We start from the raw sequence: 24,655 nt of genomic DNA on the forward strand, positions 1-24,655 counted from the left end.
ATGACTATGGCATCTACGTGCAGCCGATCAATTTCCCAACCGTCCCCCGCGGCACCGAACGCCTGCGATTTACACCGTCGCCGGTGCATGGCTCAACAGAAATTGATCGTCTCGTGACTGGTTTAAGTGACCTGTGGTCCCGATGTGATCTGAATCGTGGCGAGCTTGTCGGCTAGACTTTCTACCGCCCTACCTAAACTGCCAATAACAAGAATCCGGAGTGATTGACCGATGTCGCAGCTATCGAATGTGATCCTGACCCTCCTGCAAGTCTTATCTTATGCGTTCATTTTTGCCGTTGGTATTGCGGTCCTGTGGGTGGTTGTCACCTATTTCAGGGACAAGACCCAAACCCACAGCACCTTGCGGCGGAACTATCCGGTGATTGCGCGGTTTCGGTACTTCTTTGAACATATGGGCGAGTTCTTTCGCCAGTATTTCTTTGCGCAGGATCGCGAAGAGATGCCGTTCAATCGTGCCGAGCGATCCTGGGTTTATCGCGCCGCGAAGAATGTGGATTCAACCGTTGCCTTTGGATCTTCGCGCGATCTGCGCCCAACAGGAACAGTCTATTTCGTGAACTGCCCATTTCCAACGCTGGAAGAGGACGCCATGGGCCCTTCAGCTGTGACGGTCGGTCCATTTGCGCGGCATCCCTATACTACGGATTCACTGTTTAACATCTCGGGCATGAGCTATGGCGCGATCTCAATCCCAGCTGTCCGCGCCCTGTCGCAAGGGGCCAAAAAGGCGGGTATGTGGATCAATACAGGTGAAGGCGGGCTGTCGCCTTATCACTTGGAAAGCGGCGCGGACGTTGTCTTTCAGATCGGCACCGGCAAATTCGGTGTTCGCAAACCAGAAGGCGGGTTTGACGAAGATAAATTGCGTAGTGTCGCGGCCCATGACGCGGTGAAAATGTTCGAAATCAAGCTCAGCCAAGGTGCAAAGCCCGGTAAGGGCGGCATCCTGCCCGGTGCCAAGGTGACTGAAGATATCGCGGCAATTCGTGGCCTGAAAGTCGGTCAGGACGCGATCAGCCCCAATCGCCACCCTGAAATCGACAGTGTCGGCGACCTGTTGGATATGATCCAATACGTGCGCGATGTGACGGGTAAGCCCGTTGGCTTCAAAGCGGTGATTGGGGCTTATGGTTTCTTTGAAGAGCTTTGCAAAGAAATCAACAAGCGCGGGTTCGAAAGCGCACCGGATTTCGTCACCATCGACAGTGCCGATGGCGGCACTGGGGCCGCGCCGATGAGTCTAATCGACAATATGGGCATGCCCCTGCGCGAAAGCCTACCTCTGACCGTCGACATGTTGAAGAAACACGGGCTTCGGGATCGGATCAAGGTCTGCGCCAGCGGCAAGATGATCAACCCGTCCGAGGTTGCTTGGGCCCTCTGCGCGGGTGCGGACTTTGTGAACTCGGCCCGTGGGTTCATGTTTGCGCTTGGTTGTATTCAGGCGCTTCAATGTAACAAAAACACCTGCCCCACAGGGATCACAACGCATAATACCAAACTGCAATTTGGCCTCGATCCGACTAGCAAGGCGGAACGCGTTGCCAGCTATGCACGAAACATGAAGAAAGAGGTTGGTATCATCGCACATAGTTGCGGTGTCGCCGAGCCGCGACTGCTAAAGCGTTTTCACGCGCGGATCGTGCTGGATAATGGCCGCTCGGCATCGATGGACGAGTTGTATCCGGAACCCCAGCAACTGCACGCTGCTGAATAACCGCACCTTTCTAATTCGATAGACAGAATGCTAGTTTAATTCCGCGGGCCGGTCTTTCCGCACCGGTCCCGCAACATGTCAGGAGATCACATGTCTGCCTCAACCCATACCGCCTCACCCGTCATGAAAGCCTCGGATCTGCTGGTCGCAGCGCTTGAGGCCGAAGGTGTCGAATACATCTTCGCTGTTCCCGGTGAGGAGAATTTGGATGTTCTGGAATCGCTCAGGACTTCAAAGATAGAATTGGTTCTGACCCGTCATGAACAGGGCGCGGCCTTCATGGCGGCCACCTATGGCCGACTAACCGGTAAGGCGGGCGTCTGCATGGCAACGCTTGGTCCGGGGGCCACCAACTTCGCGACGCCTGCAGCCTATGCGCATCTGGGCGGCATGCCCTTGATCATGATCACCGGACAAAAGCCGATCAAGAAATCGAAACAGGGTCAATTCCAGATCATTGATGTGGTGGGCCTGTTCGATCCGATCTGCAAGATGTCCAAACAGATCGTTCACGGCAACACCATACCCTCACTGATCCGCGAGGCCTTCCGCGTGGCGCAGGAAGAACGCCCGGGCGCGGTGCTGCTGGAACTGCCCGAGGATATTGCCGCCGAAGAGACCAGCGAACCCGTTCTGCAGCCCCATCCGCGTTATTACGCTGTGGCTGGCGACACCGTGTTGAACGAGGCGGCTGAAATGATCCGCGCGGCCAAGATGCCGCTGCTTCTGCTGGGAGCTGGGGCAAACCGGAAAGATGCCCGCAGTGCGCTCAGCCAATTTGTGGATGTAACGCAGATCCCATTCTTCAATACCCAGATGGGCAAGGGCGTGATTGACGAACGCTCTGACCTGTTTCTGGGCACCGCTGCGTTGTCTGATGGCGACTATCTGCATTGCGCTATCGAACGCGCGGACCTGATCATCAATGTAGGCCATGACGTGGTCGAAAAACCACCCTTCTTTATGGAGGAAGGCGGCACCAAGGTGATCCACGTGAACTACAAAGCCGCACAGGTCGATCAAGTCTATTTCCCGCAGGTCGAGGTGGTTGGCGATCTGGCGAAGTCCATTGCCCGATTGGGTGACATTCTGGGTGGGTCGCTGGAGTTTGATCGCGGCTATTTCCAGCGCGTTAAACAAGAAACAGATTTGCATACTTCGGAAGGTGCAGACGATCCTCGTTTCCCGGTAATCCCGCAGCGATTTGTGGCCGACACCCGCAAAGTCATGCGGGATTGCGATATCATCGCCTTGGACAATGGCATCTATAAAATCTGGTACGCGCGCAACTATCAGGCCTATCAGCCCAATACCGTTCTGCTGGACAATGCGCTGGCTACAATGGGGGCCGGGCTGCCCTCGGCCATGATGGCCGCCAAGCTGTATCCAGAGCGCCGTGTTATGGCGATCTGCGGCGACGGAGGGTTCATGATGAACAGTCAAGAGATCGAGACGGCCGTTCGTCTCGGGCTCAATCTGGTTGTTACGGTACTCAATGACAGCTCGTATGGGATGATCCGGTGGAAGCAGTCGCATGCTGGTTTCGATGATTGGGGGCTGGAGTTCAAAAATCCCGACTTTGTGCAATATGCCAACAGCTATGGCGCGACCGGGCATCGGGTTGAGCGCACCGAAGATCTGGTTCCAACCTTTGAAAAGGCGTTTCAGGCAGGTGGCGTTCATCTGATCGACCTGCCGGTGGACTATAGCGAAAATCAGCGCGTGCTGATCGATGAACTGGCCGAAAAGGTGTGCTTGATATGAGCGATACCGTGGACGTACTGAACCCATTCAATCTTGAGAAAATCGGCAGTGTCGTGATCAACATTTGGGAAGATGTGGATGCCATGCTGGGCGTGGCGCACGATCTTCATCGCGATCGCGGCAGATGGCTGCCGGCCTATCAGCGGATCGCGATCCTGAAAGAAACAGCGCGGCTTATGTCGGATCGCGCTGAAGAGCTGGCAATGCTGATCGCCAGCGAAGGGGGCAAACCCTTGATTGATGCGCGTGTCGAAGTGACCCGCGCCATTGATGGGGTCGAGCTGTGCATCCACGAAATCGGCCAAATGTCGGGCAAGGAAATCCCGATGGATCTGACCGCTGCAGGATCAGGCCGGCTCGCGTTCACGCAACGCGAGCCCATTGGCGTAGTGGTCGCAGCAAGCGCCTTTAACCACCCGCTGAACCTGATTGTGCATCAGGTGGCTCCTGCTGTGGCGACCGGCTGCCCGGTGATTATCAAACCGGCGATGGATACACCTTTGTCGTGCAAAACTTTTGTCGACATCCTGCATCAGGCGGGTCTGCCCAACGATTGGTGCCAGTTTGTTGCCTGCCAGAATGATGTGGCTGAACAGATGATTACCGATCCTCGGGTTGGCTTCTTTTCTTTCATTGGCTCGGCTCGTGTCGGCTGGATGTTGCGATCGAAGCTGGCACCGGGTACGCGATGCGCGCTGGAACATGGTGGCGCTGCGCCCGTGATTGTGGATGAAACCGCTGATATCGACGCGATGATAACCTTGTTGGCCAAGGGTGGTTTTTATCATTCCGGTCAGGTCTGCGTTTCAGTTCAGCGGGTTTTCGCGCCGTCGAATAAAGCAGCCGAGATTGCACAGCAACTGGCGGACGCCGCAGCGGCGTTAAAGGTTGGAGACGCTCGTGATCCAAGTGTCGAGTGCGGCCCTTTGATCCGACCGGGTGAAGTGGACCGGGTCGAGGAATGGGTGAACGAGGCAATCGAAGGTGGCGCAAAGCTGGTGACAGGTGGTAAACGTTTGGGCCCGACAACTTATGCGCCAACCGTCCTGTTGGACCCACCCGCAGAAGCGCGTGTTTCAACAGCCGAGATATTCGGGCCTGTTATATGCGTTTACAGCTATGACCGGATCGAGCAGGCCTATGAGACTGCGAACAGCTTGTCATTCGCCTTTCAGGCGGCGGTGTTCACCAATACGCTCAGCACCGCGATGCAGTCCGTGCAGCGCCTGGATGCAACAGCTGTCATGGTAAACGATCACACCGCCTTTCGGGTCGACTGGATGCCCTTCGCGGGCCGTCGCCAATCTGGCTACAATACGGGCGGCATCGGGTACACGATGCATGACATGACACAGGACAAGATGGCTGTGATCCGGCTGTGATGAATGCGGACTATCGCATTGGGGCGAACCCAACTGCCCCATTGAATGTTCGGGTCCAGCTCTGACCGAAGTTGCAACTGGTGCGCAGTCAGGCTGGACCCGCGAGGTCAGACGATTGCAAATTCGAATTCATCGACTTGCAATCGTGTAAACTCGATAGCTTCCACACTAAACTCCACATCGTCTACGGCTGAAATTGTGACCTCGTCAAAAGTTAGATCATCAGCAAGATCATAGGAAACCTCACCGTCGACGATTGTCGCTACTGTGAAATCGACCAATTCACCGTCATCGAAGAACTGCAGCTTCACCTGATCCCCATGGCGGACTTTTGCAAACTCGAATTCAACGTCTAATGCATCTCCAAACCCGCCGCTCTGATCAAGCGCGAACCTCAGCGATTCGTCGTCGTCTACACGGCGAGCTTCGGGGCGCCAGAAGCGATCTCCGAAGAGCGAAAAGACACCTATCCCAACACCAGCAGTGGTGATGAAATCAAAGCCCCATTTCTCTCCGTCATCTGATGAAATGGTAAGACCCCCACCCTTCACAGTGATGTCATCCTGAAAATAACCCAGGCGCTGCGAAGACTGTTTCTCACCATCCACCGAGTAGACAATCTTGTCACGCCAGCGTCCTTCGACGATCTCGTAACGCGTTTCGACAGTTTCAATTGCCGGGCCGCCCATCACGTCATCATCCAGAATGTCTACGGTGGTCGATCCGTTAATTATCGCGGCGTCTCCGGATAGTACGTCAAAACTGAAGGTGACATCCTCATTGGATTCGAAATCCGTATCTCCAAGAACCCCGATCTCGACGATGCCCGCAGATTGACCGGCAGCCAAGGTTAATTGTCCGGGTATCGCGCCGGTTAGGTCCTGCGCATCGGCACTGCCGCCGAAGCTATAGGCAATCTCAATCTCTTCGCTCAGATCTCCGGTGCGATAGACTGTAAACACCAGACTTTGAACGCCATCCTGCCCCTCGACAATTTCGGTTTCCGAGGCGAGAACACCAAGCGCAGAAGCGATCTCGGGCGCGTCGGTGACCTCGGCCATTGTGCTTGGCGCCGTAGCCGTTTCTGCCGAAGCAATGGCAGACTCTATGTCGCCTGTTGCGATTGCGTCAAAAATCGCGGCTTCACGCAATATTGGGTCGTCAATTCCAGCGACTGCCTCTTCAATAATTGTGCGCAACTCGTCCGGTATTGCGTCCATGGACAATTCACCAATCGGGAAGCTGAGATCGGTAAAATCGTCGGTACCTTCTCCGGGTGCGTAGGTGAACAGAGAAGTAGCATCGCTGATCCGCCATGCGTCAGCATATACACCGTATAGATCATCAAAGCTGATTGGCTGAGGCAGCACAGTGCCATCTGGCAAGGCCAGATCGTTCGAGCTATCGCCATCACCATTGCCTAGCAACCCTCGAACCTCGCGACCTTCCGCAAGGAACACAGAAGCATTCAGGAAGCCATCGAACAAATCCACACGCAATTGCTCACCAGTGGCATAGACAACAGTGATCGCCTCGCCATCAAAGTAGACTTCGCCATCTCCGACCGAAAGGCCCCCGACCGCGTCATTGGGATCGACGGAGACTCCGTCAATTGTCAGCGATGCTGGTGTGCCGGCTTCGATCATTACCGCAACACCACCCAGACGCGTTGCGACGGCCTCGGTCTGGCTGGCGATGTCGCTGCCTGGGACTGGCTGATAGCGAACTTGCACAAGCAGATCAGCGCCTGATGTCGCCTCGATCAAAGTAAATTCGCCTACGGCCTGGAAGTCATACCCCAGACCATCAAGCGTTACGATATGCGGGTCGCCATAGGATGCTGCACTTGCGCCCACTGGGATTTCGCTGGGTACGCCATCGTCATTCCGAATGCTGCCAATGGCTTCACGCACACCGATATCAAGACCGTCAGGCCAGCTGGCATCGCTCTGGATCGCTGCGATGACATTGTCATGCAACTCGGCAGCGTCATCGGCGACGATTTCAACGTCAAAGGTGGCGCTGCTAGCCCCTGCCGGGATCGTCACCGTCCCTGATTGCGGAAGTCCGCCCACCAGATCATCTGTCTCGGCACCCAACAACCCTTCGGCGCTCCGAATGGTATAAGGGACCTCGATCTCGTTTGTCGTGTCACCCGTACGCGAGACGGTGAACGTCAGAATACCGCTGTCTTCTTGCGCATTCTCACCCGTGATGCTGACCGTCGCAGGCTCATCATCGTTCAGGACGCGCACAAAAGTCTGGCTGCTGGCAAGCTCGGCCGGAACCGCGCCGTCCGAACCAGGATTGGAAAGGGTCAGAGACAGCGCCTCGTCCCCTTCAATCGCCGTGTCCCCGGCGACTTGAATCGTGAATGTAGCCTCGCTCTGACCAGGCAAGAACGTGACAGTTTGCGGCACTCCGAGTGGAGTGATGACATCCGACGCGTCGGCCGGATCCAACCCACTGCCCGCTAGTGTCACATCCACCGTCGCGGTCGAAAAAATGTCGCCACTGCGACGCAGTGTTACGGTTCCTTCGCTTGCACCGGCGTCGCCTTCGGTTATCGCCAGTCCAAAGCTGCCTGCGTTGTCGACTGAAATTACCGCTGGCTGTGGTCCGCCTACTGGTCCGCCCTCAGAGTTTACAGGACCGGAATAACCATTGCTCAGGGTCACGGTGGCATCGGCTGAACCGTCCCCGTCGACATCAATACGCAGTTCGTCACCCACTATCGTCAAGTCGGCACCGAGCAAATTGAAGTCATCGTCGTAGACAGCGATGCGATCTTCGAAAGCAAGGTCAGTAATCGTGTCCCCGTCAAGCTCTCCAACGCGTCCACCGATAAGGTCAGACCCTGCTCCGCCGGTGATAATGTCCGCACCGAAGCCTGCGAAAATGTCATCATCACCACCGCGCCCATCGATGCTGTCAGCCCCGTCGAGGCCGATCAGAACATTGGCTTCGTCGCTGCCATCAAGCGTATCGTCCTGATCAGTCGATATCACTTGCTCGATGCTTGTGAATGTCTCGTCGTTGCCGAACCCATCCGTTGCAGTCCCGGCAGCAAGGTCAACTGTGACACCGTCCAGCCCCCCGCGATTGTCGTCGAAAGTAAAGCTAAGCCTATCCTGACCCGATCCGCCAGTATAACTATCGACGCCATCGAGGCCTTGATAGATGGTGATTTCCTGATCGCTACCGATGAATGTATCGTCGCCACTCGTTCCCCGAACAGCTTCGATATTCACAAACGTATCGGTCCCGGCAAAATCGCCTGTCGCGGTTCCGGCAGAGAAATCAACGGTGATCGAAGTTTCGTCGCGGGTGTCGTAGATCAGCCAGTCGCGATCGCCGCCACGACCATCAATGAAGTCATCGCCAAGCGACGTGAAAAACTCCTGCCGCTCGTCTGCGTCATCACCCAGCAAAGTATCATCGCCGTCTCCGCCGCCGACATTACGAATATTGGTGAACGTATCGACGTCACCACCGGCCAGTTCGGTTGTTCCCAGTGCGGTATCGATGGTCAGTGACTCTCCGACTCCAGAATAATCGATACTGAAAAAACCCTCGGTTCCACCGATAATGGTGTCGGAGCCGAGGCCAGGATTCACCCCGCCGCCAACTCCGAAGAACGTGATTTCGTCGTTGCCTTCTCCACCCAGAACAAAATCATCGTCGCCGCGCGCCAAAATGATGTCGTTGCCGCGATCACCGTTGAGGAAGTTGTCTGCGCCACCAAAACTGTCAATCGTATCGTTGCCATCGAAACCGCTTAGGCTGTTGCGGTTGCTATCCCCGACAATTGTGTCGTCAAATCGCGATCCGCGAATCCGTTCGATATTTGAATAGGTGTCGGTATCGCCGTAAGTATCCGTTCCGAAACCAGCGGCGAGGCTGACATCAATTCCCAGCTCCAACGAGCCGAGATCCGCCGCGTCGCGGCGATAATCGACTTCGTCGTTGTCACCCGCACCCCCATCGAATTCATCATCGCCACCAAAACCACGGAACCTTTGCCGTCCTTCGGCGCCAATGAAAGTGTCATCATTGTTGGTTCCTCTGATGCGTTCGATACCGGAGAACGTATCGGTGCCACCTTCATAATCGATTACGGTACCTTCAAATTCCCCTGTGAATGTCGCGGTGATACCACCCGTCGTTTCGCTCTCAATACTATTGAAGATATAGGACAGCTCGTCGAAATCACCCAGCGGACCGTCTTCTCCTCCGATGACGGTGTCGTTTCCAGTGCCCGGCTGAAGGAAATCTCCACCCACGCCGCCGTCAATTATGTCGTCCCCATCGCCGCCGGATAGGTCATCATTGCCATCGCCACCAGAGATGTCGTCATTGCCAGCATTGCCGTCAATATTGTCATCGCCTCCGCGCCCCTCAAGGGTGTCGTCGCCATCCATGCCCCTTAGGCGGTTGTCCGCATCATCACCTAAGATGGTATCGTCAAAGCGGGTTCCATTGATGTCTTCGATCGACGTCAACGAGTCTGTGTCGCCCCATCCATCGATAGCTGTCCCTGCAGCCAGATCGACGTTGACGCCCTGCGTAATTGCTCCACCCCCATCAAATCCATCGTCGGCATAATCGACAACGTCACTGTCGACAACCGTGCCAACATATGTGTCATTACCACTACCTGCACCGAAATAGTGAGCCTCTGTCGCATTTGGATCTTGCGAGGCAATGACAGTGTCGTCCCCAGCCCGGTCGAACGTATAGCCACCACCCAATCCACCAACGTAAATGGTATCATCCCATTCTGAACCGTGAAACGCTTCGACGCTGACGAGCGTATCGGTTCCAAAGCCACGCTTGTCAGTCGTGAATGCGGCAACTCCGTCTCTGGCTATGTCGGTGTTGTTGATCGTGACACCAGAGGTAAAGCCCCAGAAATCGTAGAAAACGGCATCCAAGCCATCTCCGCCATCTACGCTGTCATCGCCGTAACCAGTGGCAAAACCATCATCACCAGCCCCACCACGCAGAGTGTCATTTCCCGCAATTCCGAAATCGTCACCTTCGAGGTAGTCGTTCCCGTCTCCTCCGTCGATTGTATCGTTGCCGGCACCACCAAGCAGAAAATCGTCACCTCCTCGGCCATCAATCGTGTCGTCGCCATCATTGCCAAATAGGCTGTTTTCCCCGTCATCGCCCAGGATTATATCGCCAAACCGGGTGCCACTGACCTCTTCGATCGATGTAAGCGTGTCGGTATCCCCCCAGCCATCGATAGCCGTGCCAGCGGCCAGATCAACTTGAGCTCCTTGCGTAGTCGCCCCATTCCCATCGAAACCATCACTGAAGTAATCGACAATGTCTTGATTGACGGTTCCGACATAGGTGTCGTTCCCACTGCCCGCGGCAAAAAGATGGGAACCTGTCGCATTAGGATCTTGCGAAGCGATAACAGTATCGTCGCCTGCGCGGTCAAATGAGTAAGTCCCGCCCTGACCGCCGACATAAATTGTGTCATCATTATTGCTGCCGTGGAAATTTTCGATGTCAACCAATGTGTCAACACCGCTCGGCCCCTTGTTGACCGTGAAAGCGAGCACGCTACCGATTGCGGTATCCGTGTTGTTTATGAAGACCCCGTTCGGAAAGAATTCGATATCATAGAAGACGGTGTCGTTGTCGGCGCCACCATCCAACAAGTCATTACCTGAGCTTGCGGTTAGCCAGTCGTTGCCAGCAAAACCAAAATACTGATCGTCCGCTGCTGTCCCATTTAGCGTAAGACCTTCTTGATCGTCCCCAGGTGTTCCATTGATAATTGGCATAACATACCCCCCTAAATTATGACTTCATTTGCTTTCCCTTTAAATTCCGCATGAGAAAACAAACCTTAAGAAAAGCCCCTCCAAGACTTTGAAACACTGCAGTATTGCGAGTCATCACCCAAATGGGTTATGTTTCTCGGAAGTTTTTTTGTTTTGTTTGTTAATGTCATGAGTGCAAAAATTGAACTTGAACAAGTTCTGAGTACAATTCGAAGAGCCGCATTGGAGCCCGAGCTTTGGACAAAAGTGCAGTCCGAAACGGCGACATATTTAGATGCGCCGATCTCGCAAATTGCTGTCGCAGAACATACAGGTGACAGGAAATTCAAGAGCCATACACTGAACCTTCCTGAATTGGATCAGGCTCTTCCCGATTGGGCACCTCAGTCCGAAATCGTGGCCTATGCCGCCGCTCATCGGAACTGGCAGCATATCGTAGATTACAATTATATCGACGAAGCGGGTATGGCGCGAAGCCCGTTCTATGCGTTCAATGATAAATTTGACATCCGATATAGATTGGCTTTGCGCTTGTTGGATACGCCTGACAGGTCCGAAGTTATGCTGTGGGCTTGGCCTAAAGAACACGGCCATCCGCAAACCAAGCATCTTGAACGTCTAAGCCATATTCAAGAAGCCTTACGGACCTCGGCCTATGTATGCGATGCCCGATATCATACCGAGCTCGAAAGTTCGGAATCCGAGCAACTGTTGGAAGGCTTTTCCTGCCCAGCGATGGTTTTGGATGAACATGGTAAATTGATCAGTGCGAACACAGTCGCCCAATATCAACTTTCAAGCGATTGGGGATTGTCGCTGGAGAACAGCATTCTTGTACCAGCGCTGAAAGCCCCGCGTCTGGCCTTCAAGCGTTTGATTGCAGACTGCAACAGGCAGGTGGCGCTCGGCAAACCGAGTGAAATGGCTTCCTGTCTCGTGTTTGAGATTCCACAATTTCCTTTCAAAATGAGCGTACGTGCGCTGCCGCTGACGGCACGAAGGCATTTCCTCTATTCGGCACGTCACCAAATTCTCGTGTTGGTCAATTCGAGCACGGCTTCGGAGTTTTCGATAGAAAGTGTAGCGAAGGCTTATGGACTAACCCTTGCAGAAACTGAGGTCTTATCAAGCTTTTTATCAGCGTCCTCAATTCCAGAAATATCCGCATCGCGCGGTGTGTCAAATGAAACAGTTCGTCGGCAAATGAAAGCGATCATGTCCAAAGTGGGGGTTTCACGGCAAGCAGAGCTGGTACTGACAATCGCCTCTTTTTCAAATTTGATTTCAAAAACAACTTAGCGCATTTCGGAAAGCTCTAGGCTTAGCTCTATCCAATTGTTTTGAAGGCAGATTCAATGCGGTATATTTGTTTGATCAAAGGCCCGTTGAACTATGAGTTTTTCTATATGTTTATGAAAATAGCCTATTTCTTCGTATCTCGGATCAAAACTAAAACCTCGCGTCCATCCCAAAAATCAATCGATATAGTTATGAGGAAGATCCTCAACGATATTGCGTAGAAATACCATCTTTTCAGTTGTTTGCAGAAATGGCTTTGTTGCGAAATTTGTTTCTGAACGAGGAGGTCACACTGGACTGGCGGATTAAAAAGCCAGTTTGGTGAAATGGCGAAAAGGGTAGAGCCCAGGCATGTACAGCCCTTCGAACCTCGATATGTGTTGTTAATCTATGCGGACTACGTCGTGGACTATGACAATTCCGAGATCGACAACCCTTTCGAACCGGTTCTGCTTGCACATACAACCGACTTTGAGATGATGCCGGTCGTGTTGGCCCCGCATTTGTCGTCGACGAACTTATGCGGCAGCGCGTCCACCTCAAGAACACGGACGAAGCACCTCTTCACGGTGGCCTTGTTGCTCTGAAACGATAGTGCACCGATTTGAGACACGAAGAAACTTACACCAGAACCGGTTGACGAATGAATTATATTTCTGTATTTCGCGAAATATGGTAGAACAAGTCTCGAATCAGCTCTCCGCGCTTGGACACGCTCAGCGATTGTCAGTGTTTCGTATGTTAGTGCGACGTTTTCCTGACAAAGTTCCCGCAGGTGAGTTGGCGTCTGAGCTCGACATCAAAGCCAGCACCCTGTCGAGCTATCTCAACGTGCTTCTCAGGGCCGGATTGGTGGCTCAGGAGCGGGTCGGCACTTCTCTACTCTATTCGATTGATATGAAGAATGTGCAGCACATGCTCGGGTTCTTGCTGAACGATTGCTGCCGTGGACGCCCTGATATTTGTATGCCCCCGGAGCGAGGAATTGGCGCAATGACGGATCGAAAATTCAACGTATTATTCATATGCGTCGGCAATTCGGCGCGCTCTATTTTTGCCGAGTCGCTGTTACGTGACATCGCCGGAGACAGATTCAACGTCTACTCCGCTGGAACGCGCCCTTTTTCGGAGCTGAATCCGTTTGCGGTACAGGTTCTGAAAGACAAAGGACTCGATACAGACGTTCTGCGGTCGAAGAATGTGGCTGAGTTTTCCGGACCCGATGCGCCCGAGTTGGATTTCGTCTTTACGGTTTGCAACAAGGCTGCGAACGAAGAATGCCCGGCCTGGGAAGGGCAACCGATCAGCGGCCACTGGGGCATGGAAGATCCAGTGAAAGCTGAAGGCACTGATGCTGAAAAAAGCCTGGTGTTTCAGAACGCATACGGTGCGCTTAAGCGGCGTATAGAAGCCTTTACTTCGCTACCGGTCGAAAGCCTTGACCGCATCGCATTACAGTCTGCTGTCGACGATATCGGCAGGACGTTGTTTGAGGATACGAAATGACGACTTATGCCGTGAACGGTCTGGGCCGGATGGGTAAACTGGCCTTGAAACCGTTGCTTGAAAAAGGCGCAGACATTGCCTGGATCAATGATGGCGTCGGTGACCCCGAAATGCATGCGCATCTTTTGGAGTTCGATACGGTACATGGTCGGTGGGATGCCGAATTTGCGCATGATGCAGATAGCGTTTCTATCAATGGTGTGCGCCTGCCATTCATCGGAACAAAGAACTTGTCTGACTTACCGCTGGATGGTGTCGATGTTGTTATCGACTGTACTGGCGTCTTTAAAACCGAAGCAAAGCTGGCACCTTATTTCGAAGCGGGTGTGAAAAAGGCTGTCGTATCAGCCCCGGTCAAGGATGGACCAACCGCGAACATCGTCATGGGAGTCAACGAAGAAGCATATGACCCCTCCAGACATCACATCGTGACGGCCGCGTCCTGCACGACCAATTGTCTTGCACCCGTCGTCAAGGTGATCCACGAAAACCTCGGCATCCGCCACGGTTCGATGACGACAATCCACGACGTCACGAACACGCAAACCATCGTGGATCGACCCGCAAAGGATTTGCGCCGTGCGCGATCAGCACTGAACTCGCTGATCCCGACAAGCACGGGCTCGGCCACGTCAATCACGCTTATCTATCCCGAGCTCAAGGGCCGCCTAAATGGACATGCAGTTCGGGTGCCGTTGCTGAATGCTTCGCTGACCGACTGTGTGTTCGAAGTTGAGCGCGAAACCACCGCCGAAGAGGTCAATGGCTTCTTCAAATCCTCGGCCGACGGCGAGCTGAAGGGCATACTGGGCTATGAAACCAGACCTTTAGTGTCGACCGATTACACCAATGACGAACGGTCTTCGATCGTAGATGCGCCGTCGACCATGGTAGTGAACGGTACCCAGGTGAAAATATATGCGTGGTACGACAACGAGATGGGTTATGCTCATCGTCTGGTCGATGTTGCACTGATGGTTGGATCTTCACTGTGACTGAACGGCCCGAGGGATTGTCGGCCTATATCGCGGTTACGGCGGCCTATTGGGCCTTTATGCTGACGGATGGGGCTTTGCGCATGCTGGTGCTTTTGCACTTTCATACGCTGGGCTTCTCTCCCGTACAACTGGCTTATCTTTTTGTTTTGTATGAAATTGCCGGGATGGCGACAAATCTTGCCGCGGGCTGGATCGCGGCGCGGTTTGGCTTGACCTCGACGCTCTATGCCGGGCTTGGCTTACAGGTCGTGGCGCTGCTGACGCTGACTCAGCTTGATCCGAACTGGGCGATTGGCGCATCCGTAGCTTTTGTCATGATCGTGCAAGGTGCAAGTGGAGTGGCCAAAGATCTGGCTAAGATGTCATCAAAATCCGCTGTGAAATTGCTGGCCCCCACTGAAGGCGACGGGCTGTTTCGCTGGGTGGCTGTACTGACCGGGTCCAAGAACGCGGTCAAGGGCCTGGGTTTTCTACTGGGCGCTGTCATGCTGGCAACGCTGGGCTTTCAGGCCGCCATCATCATCATGGCGACCGTGCTTGCAGCGATCCTGATCGCCGTTATCCGCTTTATGCCATCTGGCCTGCCCAAAGGCCGCAAGAGCGCCAAGTTTTCTGAGGTGTTTTCCAAATCCCCCAACGTAAACTGGTTGTCAGCAGCTCGCGTCTTTCTATTTGGGGCGCGGGATGTGTGGTTCGTCGTTGGAATTCCGATCTATTTCTACGCCGTTCTTTCGAATGGCACGGAAGAGGGCAACCGCGCAGCATTTTTCATGATTGGCACATTCATGGCCTTCTGGATTATCCTCTACGGGGCTATTCAGGCCAACGCGCCTAGAATTCTGCGTGCTACGAACCGTTCCGAGGGCGAATTGATTCGCGCCGCCCGCAGCTGGGCTGCGATGCTGTTCTGCATTCCGGCGGCTCTGACACTGGCAGTTTTGCTGTCTTCCGGTCCGGAACCATGGCTGACGATCACGCTGGTCGTGGGTCTATTGGTTTTCGGAGCGATCTTCGCTGTCAATTCTTCGCTGCATTCCTACCTGATCCTGGCTTTCACCAAGTCCGAGCGAGTCACAATGGACGTGGGTTTTTATTATATGGCCAACGCGACGGGCCGCCTTTTGGGAACCGTTCTGTCCGGCCTCACTTACCAGATCGGTGGGCTGCCCCTTGTGCTGGGCACAGCAGCCGCGATGGTTGCATTGGCCGCACTCACCTCCCGCAAATTGACCGATCAGACTTCTGAGGCATATTCATGAGCATTTTTGAACGTTACCTCACTATCTGGGTCGCCCTCGCCATGGTGGCAGGCGTGCTGATCGGTTTGGCGGCACCCGGTTTGGTCGGTCTCGTGGCTTCGGCTGAGGTTGCCAGCGTTCACCTTATCGTGGCCGTTCTAATCTGGGCCATGGTCTATCCCATGATGGTTGGTGTCGATTTCGGAGCGGTCGCAGGGGTCGCACGCCAGCCGAAAGGCCTGATTGTCACGCTTGCGGTCAACTGGCTGATCAAGCCCTTTACCATGGCCCTATTGGCGGTTCTGTTCTTCGATTATGTCTTTGCACCGTGGATTGAGCCCGAAGATGCCGCGCAATACACCGCCGGTCTAATCCTGCTGGGTGCCGCGCCTTGTACTGCGATGGTCTTTGTCTGGTCGCAACTGACCAAAGGCGATGCGACCTATACGCTGGTGCAGGTCTCGGTCAACGACTTGATCATGGTCGTGGCCTTTGCGCCTATCGTCGCGTTTCTGCTTGGCGTGACTGATATATCGGTCCCGTGGCAGACGTTGGTTCTGGCCACGGTTTTGTACGTCGTTCTACCGCTGATCGCCGGTTTACTCACTCGTAGCCGGCTTGGAACACAAGAGGCCATCGATACCTTTTCGGCCCGCGTCAAACCTTGGTCTATCATGGGGCTGATTGCGACGGTTGTGATCTTGTTTGGCCTTCAGGGCCAGACGATCTTGTCCAAACCAATGGTCATCGTCCTGATCGCTGTCCCTATACTGATTCAAAGCTATGGAATCTTTGCCCTGGCCTACGGAGCCGCCTATGCGCTGAAAGTCCCGCACCGCATCGCGGCACCTTGTGCAATGATTGGTACATCCAATTTCTTTGAACTCGCCGTTGCTGTAGCGATAAGCCTCTTCGGATTGAACTCGGGTGCAGCGTTGGCAACTGTTGTCGGCGTTCTCGTCGAAGTCCCGGTCATGCTGTCTCTGGTTGCCTTCGCAAACCGAACGCGTGATCGCTTCCAAGCGGCCTAAGTTCTGTAACTACATAAGTTTCTATTGCGAAGTTCTTGATGGCTGAAGAAGCCAAGCGGTATCTGCGTAATGCTCAGCAAGTCCCGCAATAAAACGTAATGGACACAGTCTAACTGACACCTAGCCATTGCGCTTGCAGCGAATGTCCGGGAAGGTGGGCTGTATGGCAGAAAACTGATAATGGGCGGAATATCCGGTTTGGGCCGCCCTCAACGGGTAAGCGAAATCGGATGGGGAAATTCCGCATTGGCTCCAACTCGCCATTAGTTGATATTGACGAACGCTGAATGACTAACAACAGCAAGTCTTTCGAAACCCGATCAATGCAACGCAATTCAGACAAACTTCACTTGGTTTTTCTCAGTTGAGAATATCACCCCAGGCTTTGTCCCAGCGTCCAGCCTTCATGTCTTTTGGATCAATGAACATACCAAAGCTTGCGACATCGCCAAACATCCAGCCCACAAGATCACTTGACGGAACCTCCAGAAGAAAGGCGGGATCGCGAGCGCGCGAGTAGATAAAGCCGCTATGCACCGGACCTCCCATCGTGGCGTATTGGTGTTCTTGGTCAAAACGCCAGAGCCTTTCATAGCGTGCTCTGGTTGAATCGGATACGCGCTCGGGATGTGCGCGCATGGCCTCTTGCAGCTGTATTTCGAAGACATCTCGGCTGATAGAACGCGCCCAAAACTCGTCGATTACAGAGTGTGATATCCATTTGATCCCGTCATCGGTTCTTTGGGGGCGGTGAATTTCAATCTGGTCGAGTTCTGCAATCAAAGCGTCCGTCGCGCCCGTGTCCAGCAAACTGTCCGGTCCTGCCACAAGCCTGCTATAGACGTCCTCAAGAGCGGCGACGGCCGTGTCGCGCGTTGCACGTTCCTGCTGATCGTTCGCAAGGCTTAACTGCATTCTCGCCTGGTCCTCTGCGTTTTCACTCTTTTGCAGATTGCGCTCTGTGCGTTCGATGTCTCCGGCCAGAATCTTCAATGCTTGATGCTGACCCGCCAGCAGGCTGGCAACAAAGCCACGCGCGCTGTTGGTATCGAACGGGCGATAAACCAAAGACCGAGGATCATAGTCTTCCTGGATAGCAAAGCGCTGATTGTTATCGGCTTCGACCGAGCGTCTTGTCTCCGTCGACTCCTCATGACGCTGGACGGCCACTGGAAAGCGAGGAGGATGCGGGGCAACAGAGAAGCCCACCGTTGCCAGCGCCTCCCGCGCTTTGTCACCGCTTGTACCAAAATAGAAAGAGTGGGGCACGTCCGGCCAGTCACGTGACGCGACGGGCCCGGTTAGGTGAAAGACGCGCGAGTCATCGTCAACACGCCCTTCTGACGGCATGAAGAATGCCAGCCAGCCATCGCGTGGGCCCAATCCGCCCCAGATGCCCACAGGCAGCTCATCAAGTGCAATCTGTGCAACAAACAGCATCGGTAGGCCGTTAACCTGGGGCCATTCCATATCTTCAGGAAGCATAGGGGCACCCCCAATCCAGCTTCGGCTTCGCTCTTTAGCTCCAGGCAGCAGCGGAACCAATTTAGCAGGCGCAGCATGGTGCGCCAAATCACCTGGCTCGTGCTCCAGAACGGCCAGATTTTGTTCTATAACCCAGGCGAGAAAGGCCTTGGCTTCTTTTGCTTCGGGAGTGTCCTCAGGCCCTGCTGCTGGCCTGCGAGAGCTGCCCGTCATGCCCATTAGATCGTACATCGGATGGCCATGCTGTGGCCGGAAAACAAGTGCTAAAATCATGAGTGGTAGGCTTTGCTGGACCAGCGTCCAGTTCCGCGGTGTCCCTTGAACACCGATGATAATCATTGTGATGCCCGCAAGCCCAACGATTGGTGCAATATATTGAATGAGCTGATAAAGACGCTGCATTTTCCATACCCGATTGCTGATACGATACGGCACCCTAATTTCAACCAAAGGGTGAAATACAGAGATCAACCAATCCTTTAAGGGTGCCTGTTGTACATATGCCAAATGGGATCGGATCTTGCCCGATGCTTCGCTGCTCATTATGCAACGATCCAGTGCATTGGTCCGCGCAAAATGAGTACGAGAGGCTTCTGGATTGGCTCATGTGGCAAACGGCAGCAATGTGGGCTGCAATTGTAGAATTCAAAGACGGCGCGCAAGGTCTGCAATGGGCCAAATGCTGTGGGTTCAGGTTTCGCCCAAAGCAAATACTTGCTCATGAACCTCAATCACATTGCCCTCCGGATCATGGAAGAATACCTGATGCCATTCCTTTGCAAAAGTTGTACCGTAGTCGGAGTATGGAATACTGTTTTCGTCGAGTATCTTGAGAAATGCCTCAAGATCGTCTGTGCGAAAAGCTATATGACCGCGCTCAACCGGGTTGATTACCCGACCATTCTTGAATGCGACATCAAAGGCGCGTTCAGCCAGATGCATCTGCATGCTGCCTTCTGTCGCAAATCGAATTTTACCATCATAGCCTTTTTCTGTGTTGGCATCTGTACGTGGAAAATTCTGTTGAGGGATATCGTCTAAACCTAGGACGTTCGTGTAAAAATCGTGCATGCGATCGACGTCATCGGCCACGTAGTTTATGTGGTGAAATTCTAACTTCATTTGCGGTCGTCCACTACAACTATTGTAACTGGGCTTATAGCATCTCGAACTGAGTATTGGGATAGCTGTTGTCGTTCCGGATAATTGAGTTTCTACGGTGCAAGTAAACCGCTGTCAGAGCTGCCTCAGGGGAAATCTGGACAGGGCAGAGCAGACCGTATGTGTCGTTACAGGGTCTGTGGTTTCAAGAAAGTTGACTAAGAACTGGCCGCGGTCAATGCAGTTTTCGACATGGGTTTTTCGACCAGCGTTGCCGAAACTGCTCTCGGTTCTTCAATGGATTGCAGTGGCCAGCTGATCACTGGTTCATGGAACAATCATTTTGCGAAAGTTATTAATTTTTCTTCAGATTTCAGTGAGCGGGTAATTGTATTGACGTAGGGTAAGCATCTGTATTGATGTCACAAACTTCACAATCAGATGCAAAACACAACGAGTTCAGCTTTGATCGAAATATGTCCATTCTTTCTAAGATGTTTAAATCAATTCCAAAGCGCCCAAATTGCCCGCAGCTTCTCAATTTTAATCGTGCTTTCGTGGGTGTGCGTTTCATCTGCAAGGCCCTTATTCGAACAGGATGGTCCCCATGAGTTTTGTTCTACGTGGTAGCCTGGTTACTCAAATCATCATTGGCCTTGTGGCCGGTACTCTTCTCGCAACTCTTTGGCCCGCTGCCGGTTCTGCAGTTGGTCTGCTTGGTGACTTCTTCGTCGACGCGTTGAAAGCCGTAGCGCCAGTTCTGGTGCTGATTTTGATATGCGCTGCCATCACCAACCATAAAAAGGACAGCCAAGCGCGCATAGGTCCCGTGGTGCTTCTATATATCTTCGGAACATTCGCTGCTGCACTCGTAGCCGTTGCAGCCAGCTATGTGTTTCCGGTCACATTGCATCTGACAGGCACGCCCGAGCTATTGGATGCACCGGACGGTCTGGCCGAGGTGGTCAAGAACATCCTTTTGAAAATCGTGGACAACCCGATAAATGCGCTGGCGACCGCTAACTATATCGGCATACTCGCCTGGGCAGTCGGTCTCGGATTGGTTTTTCGTCACGTCAGTGACTCGACCAAGACTCTGATGTCGGATTTGGACAGTGCAATCACCAAGATCGTAGCCGCAATAATCCGATTGGCACCAATCGGTATCTTCGGTATCGTGGCATCGACGATCGCTGAGACCGGGTTTGAAACACTTGCAAGTTATGGCCAGCTGCTGGCGTTGCTGTTCGGTTGCATGGCATTCATGGCTCTAGTTGTGAACCCCTTGATCGTGTTCCTGCGTATTCGCAAAAACCCTTATCCCCTGGTCTTCACATGCCTGAAAGAATCCGGGATGACAGCGTTTTTCATGCGCAGCTCGGCCGCCAATATTCCAGTGAATATGGAACTGTGCCGCCGTATGAACCTGGATGAAGAGACCTATTCGCTCACGATCCCTATTGGTGCGACGATCAACATGGCTGGTGCCGCTATCACCATCACAATCATGACGCTGGCAACCGTTCACACAATGGGCATTCAGGTCGATTTCCTCTCAGCCTTGTTCTTGAGCATCATTGCCGCGATTGCTGCCACAGGAGCCTCAGGTGTCGCAGGTGGATCGCTCTTGCTAATCCCGATGGCCGCCAGCTTGTTTGGCATCGACAACGCTACGGCTATGCAGGTGGTGAGTATCGGTTTCATCATCGGTGTATTGCAAGATTCAGCAGAAACAGGTCTGAATTCATCAACAGACGTTCTGTTCACGGCAGCAGGTTCGTATAAGCAAGGCGATCCCTACCCAAGCAAACTATCCGTGGCGCAGGTTGCTGTTTAGGCTATACATAAAAACTTCGCTCGACCGTTGGCGAAAGCCAACAGTCGAGCGATTGTCGGCGCAAGTGCAATAGAGCTATCGTTAGTGATCCCACCCGCCGTCATTGTAAAGCTCTGGTTACGTATCGAGAATGAGCACCAATACAAAGTTTGTTGTGGTTACCGAAGCGACTAGCATACTGAAGCTAATCAAAGAAATGCTTGCTCAGACTCTTCATAGCACTAATTCCGCCGCTGTGGCAGCGCCGCGCGCGGGCCAGGTTTCGCCCTCTTCAGGTACGTGAATTTCACATCCTTTCCACGAGTCAGGAAGCGCCCCCTCTTTCGCCGCGGTCATCACGGCTTCAAGATACCCAGGGTAGCGTAAGGTACCACCAACTATCACTATGCGGTTTGGGTTCAGCAAGCAGATGAGACTGCCAATCGCCACGCCCAATGCACGGCCCGCATCTGCAACTGCGTTGGTGGCCAACCTATCGCCTGATTCAAGTCGGCGCCCTATTTCATCCGCATTGCCCCCGATTTTTCTGAGCAATGCTGCGCCACCAGCAACATCATCCAGTCGCAGCATGGCTCCGTCAGCAATTATAGGAAACCAGCCAATCTCTCCTGCCCAACCGCTTGCACCACGAATAAGTACGCCTTTATTGATAATTGCGCCGCCAATGCCAGTTCCCACAGCGACAACAACAGACAGATCGGTCGGGTTGGACGTTTTGATTACCTCGTTTGCCAGAGCGTCTGCGTCGTTCATGACACTTATGGAGGCGTTGGAAACATCTATTCGAGCTGGCTCCCATCCAACGAGGTTGGGCAAGACGTCACAGGCGATGACTCTTTGATCCGAAACCAAACCCGGCACTGCAATTCCAATCGCGCTTGGGGGATCGGCGAGTTTCGCGACATAACCGCAAATCATGTGTTCAAGTTCTTGCGGGGTTATCTCGGGTCCGGTCGGGATTCTTAAGAACACTCTATGCTCAGGTGGACCCGCACAAATGCACATTTTTGTGCCACCAATATCAATACCAATCGTCGTCATTTGATGCCCCAATGGCCAGTTTCTGCACCCTCGTACCAGTCTAGCGCAGATACAAGGGTTCTGAGCATTCAAAAGAGCAGGCTATTACTCAACCCTTTAGTGGCATGCATAAACCCAGATCACGCATCATACCGTGCCCATCGCAGCCAGGCCGCTGCCGTCCACGAGAATGACTTACCGCCTGCCGGTGCCCCGGTTCTGGGGTCGAAATATTCTGAAAACCCTTGCTCTGCCACAAGCTCTCGGATACGGGCCCGGAGCTTTGGTTCTTCCGGTGCTTTCATGTCTGAAAGACCGATGCCGATCAACAGATTCATGCATGGCCATGTCGGACCGCGCCAATAGCGATGTGAGTCGAATACGGCACCGTGGATATCATAGCTGGCAACAGGGTATTTTGTGCCGGACAGCGCCTTTTGTAATTGGTCGCGCATTTCCGGGCTATCCACGCCCGCATACCAACACAGATATGACCCGCAACTCAGTGAGCCTGCGAATTCTCCAGTTTCGACATCGCGCGCATCATAGGCCTGGATGTCCGGGTTCCACAGGCTTTCTGCACCAGCTTCGAGCACCGAAATGTATTCGGCAAGTTGCGTCGTGTCTTGGCCGAAGGCCTCATGCATGGCATGTAGGTCCCGCGCGGCGCGCAAGGTGATGAAGGTCATCAGCGGGTCAGACACTTTGAAAGGTGTGTTTTCGGCAATTACGCCGTCATCCCAGTTGGCGTCGCGACCGATCTGCAAGAGCCAGACATAAAGATCATAGTCTTTCTGGGTCGGCCGATGATCGCTGTTTACATGTTTGGTGTCTTCGCGTGTGTAGCTCTGCACGCCCGAGGTATCGATGCGGGCGGCGGACTTGTCCCAGTCTGGAGCGTTGTCACGGCCCGCCTCCCAAGGGTGCCTGGTGAACACCGCGCCCTTGTCGTCCAAGCGCCACCGCATGAACCAGTCAATCCAACCATGCAGCTTGGGAAGCAAGCCCTCTAATCTGCTCGTGCCAAACGCCTTGTCCTTTTCCCAGATTAGGCGGGCGGCCGTAACGGCAACAGGCGGCTGACTGATGCCCGAAGACGGCACTGGCCCCTGACAGTTCCAGAAGTCGGGCCCCGGGAAGTATCCGTCTGCTTTGGTATGAAACAGGATCTGTGGGACCATTCCGCTGTCCCATTGCCCGGACATCAGCGTCTCGATCTCCTGCCAGGCACGGTCGAGGTCAAATTCGGCTATCCCCAGCGCAGAAATCGCACTGTCCCAATTCCACTGATAAGGATAGAGCCCATCTGTCGGGATGGTATATCCGCCTCGATCATTTGTTTTCAGGACATCAATGGCACGCTGAGTGACGGCATCAACATCGATCATTTCTGGCTGTCTCCAATTGCCGTGCGCGCGTTTTCCCATCTAAGAGGTAACATCGCGCTGTTCGAATCTTCCTTGACAGTCAGAAGCTCCGAAATCGGTTTCGGCAAGCGCAATTCAGGAAACCGCTGCCGATTATTGCCGGAGTATTTTCGCGATAAAGGTGCAGCAGATGAATGACGAATGCCCTGCCAACACCAACGTCGTGGCAGGACATTGATTGTTACAGCGGAACTCGAACCGTCTTCGGATCAGGACCGTTATGCCGCAAGCAGCCTTTGACGTGCATCCCCTAAAGCACCTAGCAGATCATCCCGGATCTGATCGGTTGCACCTACGGCAATGTCGGCTTTCTTGCCTTCCAAACAGGCCAGATCATAGGCGTTGACCGAAGCACCCGCTTCGCGCGCGATCAACCAGCCCGCCATACCGTCCCAGGCGTTCATATCGACCTCGCCATATCCTTCCTGCCGTCGGGCTCCGATCCAGGCAAGCGACAACGCCCCTGCCCCGCTGCGGCAGAACTCATAGCCGGCATCGAGAAGCTGTTCGACTTGATCTTTGTAGGCCCGAAAACCATCCCCTCTGAGCCAACTCAGTTCGATCACAGAACGCGTCGCAGGCACATCTCGACGACAATCCAGCGCCAGCGTGTTCAGCCACGCGCCTGCATCGCGTTGCGCCACAAACAGCTCGTCCAGCGCAGGCGCATAGACAAACCCAAGCATGGCCTGACCGTCCTGGACCAGGGCAATCGACACGCACCAATAGGGTGTGCCATGGGCGAAATTCACTGTGCCATCGATTGGATCGACGATCCAACTGATGCCTTCGATCGTGCCGCCTTCTTCTTCGCCCAGGATATTATCCTGCGGGAAGGCCTCGGCAATTTTTGCGCGCACAAGCTGCTCGGTTTCGCGGTCAGCATTTGTCACCCAATCTTGCGTGCCCTTCATGTCGATGGCCAGCTCTTGGATGTTCTTTTGTTTGGACAGTGCGAATTCACCCGCTGCCCGTGCGAGCGCCTCGCCGAAGGCCCGACGCTCTTTCAGATCGATTTCGTTCATT

Annotated in this window: 15 protein-coding genes and 1 pseudogene; 10 read left to right on the top strand and 6 right to left on the bottom strand. The window is 53.8% G+C overall.

Annotation, left to right across the window (positions count from 1 at the left end; genetic code table 11):
- From ACR0B3_RS22290 to ACR0B3_RS22305, 4 genes and pseudogenes are all read left to right on the top strand, one after another.
- Nucleotides 1-176: pseudogene (locus ACR0B3_RS22290) on the top strand (5-aminolevulinate synthase); the annotation flags it as partial.
- Between the two features lie 55 nt (nt 177-231).
- Nucleotides 232-1,740: an FMN-binding glutamate synthase family protein gene (locus ACR0B3_RS22295; RefSeq protein WP_480810994.1), complete on the top strand. Its 1,509-nt coding sequence runs from the start codon at nt 232-234 to the stop codon at nt 1,738-1,740.
- 90 nt (nt 1,741-1,830) lie between these two features.
- Nucleotides 1,831-3,504, top strand: a complete 1,674-nt coding sequence (locus tag ACR0B3_RS22300) for an acetolactate synthase large subunit (protein ID WP_170727982.1) — start codon at nt 1,831-1,833, stop codon at nt 3,502-3,504.
- Nucleotides 3,501-4,886 (top strand): aldehyde dehydrogenase family protein, encoded by a 1,386-nt coding sequence (locus ACR0B3_RS22305; protein WP_480810995.1) that lies wholly within the window; start codon nt 3,501-3,503, stop codon nt 4,884-4,886. The genes ACR0B3_RS22300 and ACR0B3_RS22305 overlap by 4 nt, the downstream gene beginning before the upstream one ends.
- A 107-nt stretch (nt 4,887-4,993) precedes the next feature.
- Here ACR0B3_RS22305 and ACR0B3_RS22310 read toward each other — a convergent pair whose 3' ends face one another.
- Nucleotides 4,994-10,687 (bottom strand): VWD domain-containing protein, encoded by a 5,694-nt coding sequence (locus tag ACR0B3_RS22310; protein WP_480810996.1) that lies wholly within the window; start codon nt 10,685-10,687, stop codon nt 4,994-4,996.
- 129 nt (nt 10,688-10,816) lie between these two features.
- Between ACR0B3_RS22310 and ACR0B3_RS22315 the strand changes: the two genes are divergently transcribed.
- The 5 genes from ACR0B3_RS22315 to arsB all read left to right on the top strand — a co-directional run bounded on the left by ACR0B3_RS22315 (nt 10,817) and on the right by arsB (nt 16,759).
- The gene (locus ACR0B3_RS22315) at nt 10,817-11,986 is read left to right on the top strand and encodes a helix-turn-helix transcriptional regulator (RefSeq protein ID WP_480810997.1); all 1,170 of its coding nucleotides are present in this window, start codon (nt 10,817-10,819) and stop codon (nt 11,984-11,986) included.
- A gap of 672 nt (nt 11,987-12,658) precedes the next feature.
- On the top strand, nt 12,659-13,492 hold the full coding sequence (locus ACR0B3_RS22320) for an arsenate reductase/protein-tyrosine-phosphatase family protein (protein WP_480811041.1): 834 nt from the start codon (nt 12,659-12,661) through the stop codon (nt 13,490-13,492).
- The gene (locus tag ACR0B3_RS22325) at nt 13,489-14,487 is read left to right on the top strand and encodes an ArsJ-associated glyceraldehyde-3-phosphate dehydrogenase (RefSeq protein ID WP_480810998.1); all 999 of its coding nucleotides are present in this window, start codon (nt 13,489-13,491) and stop codon (nt 14,485-14,487) included. Before ACR0B3_RS22320 ends, ACR0B3_RS22325 begins: the two co-directional genes overlap by 4 nt.
- Entirely contained in the window at nt 14,484-15,749 is a 1,266-nt protein-coding gene (gene arsJ / locus ACR0B3_RS22330) for an organoarsenical effux MFS transporter ArsJ (RefSeq protein WP_480810999.1), read from the top strand. Before ACR0B3_RS22325 ends, arsJ begins: the two co-directional genes overlap by 4 nt.
- On the top strand, nt 15,746-16,759 hold the full coding sequence (gene arsB, locus ACR0B3_RS22335; RefSeq protein ID WP_480811000.1) for an ACR3 family arsenite efflux transporter: 1,014 nt from the start codon (nt 15,746-15,748) through the stop codon (nt 16,757-16,759). The genes arsJ and arsB overlap by 4 nt, the downstream gene beginning before the upstream one ends.
- Nucleotides 16,760-17,119: 360 nt before the next feature.
- Here arsB and ACR0B3_RS22340 read toward each other — a convergent pair whose 3' ends face one another.
- Together ACR0B3_RS22340 and ACR0B3_RS22345 are read right to left on the bottom strand one after the other, a co-directional pair.
- Nucleotides 17,120-18,646 carry a DUF1963 domain-containing protein gene (locus tag ACR0B3_RS22340; protein WP_480811001.1) on the bottom strand — a complete coding sequence of 509 codons (1,527 nt, stop codon included), beginning with the start codon at nt 18,644-18,646 and terminating at the stop codon, nt 17,120-17,122.
- Between the two features lie 288 nt (nt 18,647-18,934).
- A complete protein-coding gene (locus ACR0B3_RS22345) occupies nt 18,935-19,366 on the bottom strand; it encodes a VOC family protein (protein WP_480811002.1) in 432 nt (143 codons plus the stop codon).
- 586 nt (nt 19,367-19,952) lie between these two features.
- Here ACR0B3_RS22345 and sstT point away from each other — a divergent pair.
- Nucleotides 19,953-21,182, top strand: coding sequence for a serine/threonine transporter SstT (gene sstT, locus ACR0B3_RS22350; protein WP_480811003.1), 1,230 nt, complete (start codon nt 19,953-19,955; stop codon nt 21,180-21,182).
- Between the two features lie 213 nt (nt 21,183-21,395).
- Here sstT and ACR0B3_RS22355 read toward each other — a convergent pair whose 3' ends face one another.
- The 3 genes from ACR0B3_RS22355 to ACR0B3_RS22365 all read right to left on the bottom strand — a co-directional run bounded on the left by ACR0B3_RS22355 (nt 21,396) and on the right by ACR0B3_RS22365 (nt 24,654).
- Nucleotides 21,396-22,223, bottom strand: coding sequence for an ROK family protein (locus tag ACR0B3_RS22355; protein WP_480811004.1), 828 nt, complete (start codon nt 22,221-22,223; stop codon nt 21,396-21,398).
- Between the two features lie 119 nt (nt 22,224-22,342).
- Nucleotides 22,343-23,590, bottom strand: a complete 1,248-nt coding sequence (locus ACR0B3_RS22360; RefSeq protein WP_480811005.1) for an MGH1-like glycoside hydrolase domain-containing protein — start codon at nt 23,588-23,590, stop codon at nt 22,343-22,345.
- A gap of 257 nt (nt 23,591-23,847) precedes the next feature.
- A complete protein-coding gene (locus tag ACR0B3_RS22365; RefSeq protein ID WP_480811006.1) occupies nt 23,848-24,654 on the bottom strand; it encodes an inositol monophosphatase family protein in 807 nt (268 codons plus the stop codon).
- Nucleotide 24,655 lies beyond the last annotated feature (1 nt).

It is taken from the genome of Ruegeria sp. CE9 (assembly GCF_056537425.1).

Bases quoted from the DNA above. Each gene is read 5' to 3' on its own strand.
- ACR0B3_RS22295 (WP_480810994.1), top strand. From the start codon at position 232: ATGTCGCAGCTATCGAATGTGATCCTGACCCTCCTGCAAGTCTTATCT.
- ACR0B3_RS22300 (WP_170727982.1), top strand. From the start codon at position 1,831: ATGTCTGCCTCAACCCATACCGCCTCACCCGTCATGAAAGCCTCGGAT.
- ACR0B3_RS22305 (WP_480810995.1), top strand. From the start codon at position 3,501: ATGAGCGATACCGTGGACGTACTGAACCCATTCAATCTTGAGAAAATC.
- ACR0B3_RS22310 (WP_480810996.1), bottom strand. From the start codon at position 10,687: ATGCCAATTATCAATGGAACACCTGGGGACGATCAAGAAGGTCTTACG.
- ACR0B3_RS22315 (WP_480810997.1), top strand. From the start codon at position 10,817: ATGTTTCTCGGAAGTTTTTTTGTTTTGTTTGTTAATGTCATGAGTGCA.
- ACR0B3_RS22320 (WP_480811041.1), top strand. From the start codon at position 12,659: ATGGTAGAACAAGTCTCGAATCAGCTCTCCGCGCTTGGACACGCTCAG.
- ACR0B3_RS22325 (WP_480810998.1), top strand. From the start codon at position 13,489: ATGACGACTTATGCCGTGAACGGTCTGGGCCGGATGGGTAAACTGGCC.
- arsB (WP_480811000.1), top strand. From the start codon at position 15,746: ATGAGCATTTTTGAACGTTACCTCACTATCTGGGTCGCCCTCGCCATG.
- ACR0B3_RS22340 (WP_480811001.1), bottom strand. From the start codon at position 18,646: ATGCAGCGTCTTTATCAGCTCATTCAATATATTGCACCAATCGTTGGG.
- ACR0B3_RS22345 (WP_480811002.1), bottom strand. From the start codon at position 19,366: ATGAAGTTAGAATTTCACCACATAAACTACGTGGCCGATGACGTCGAT.
- sstT (WP_480811003.1), top strand. From the start codon at position 19,953: ATGAGTTTTGTTCTACGTGGTAGCCTGGTTACTCAAATCATCATTGGC.
- ACR0B3_RS22355 (WP_480811004.1), bottom strand. From the start codon at position 22,223: ATGACGACGATTGGTATTGATATTGGTGGCACAAAAATGTGCATTTGT.
- ACR0B3_RS22360 (WP_480811005.1), bottom strand. From the start codon at position 23,590: ATGATCGATGTTGATGCCGTCACTCAGCGTGCCATTGATGTCCTGAAA.
- ACR0B3_RS22365 (WP_480811006.1), bottom strand. From the start codon at position 24,654: ATGAACGAAATCGATCTGAAAGAGCGTCGGGCCTTCGGCGAGGCGCTC.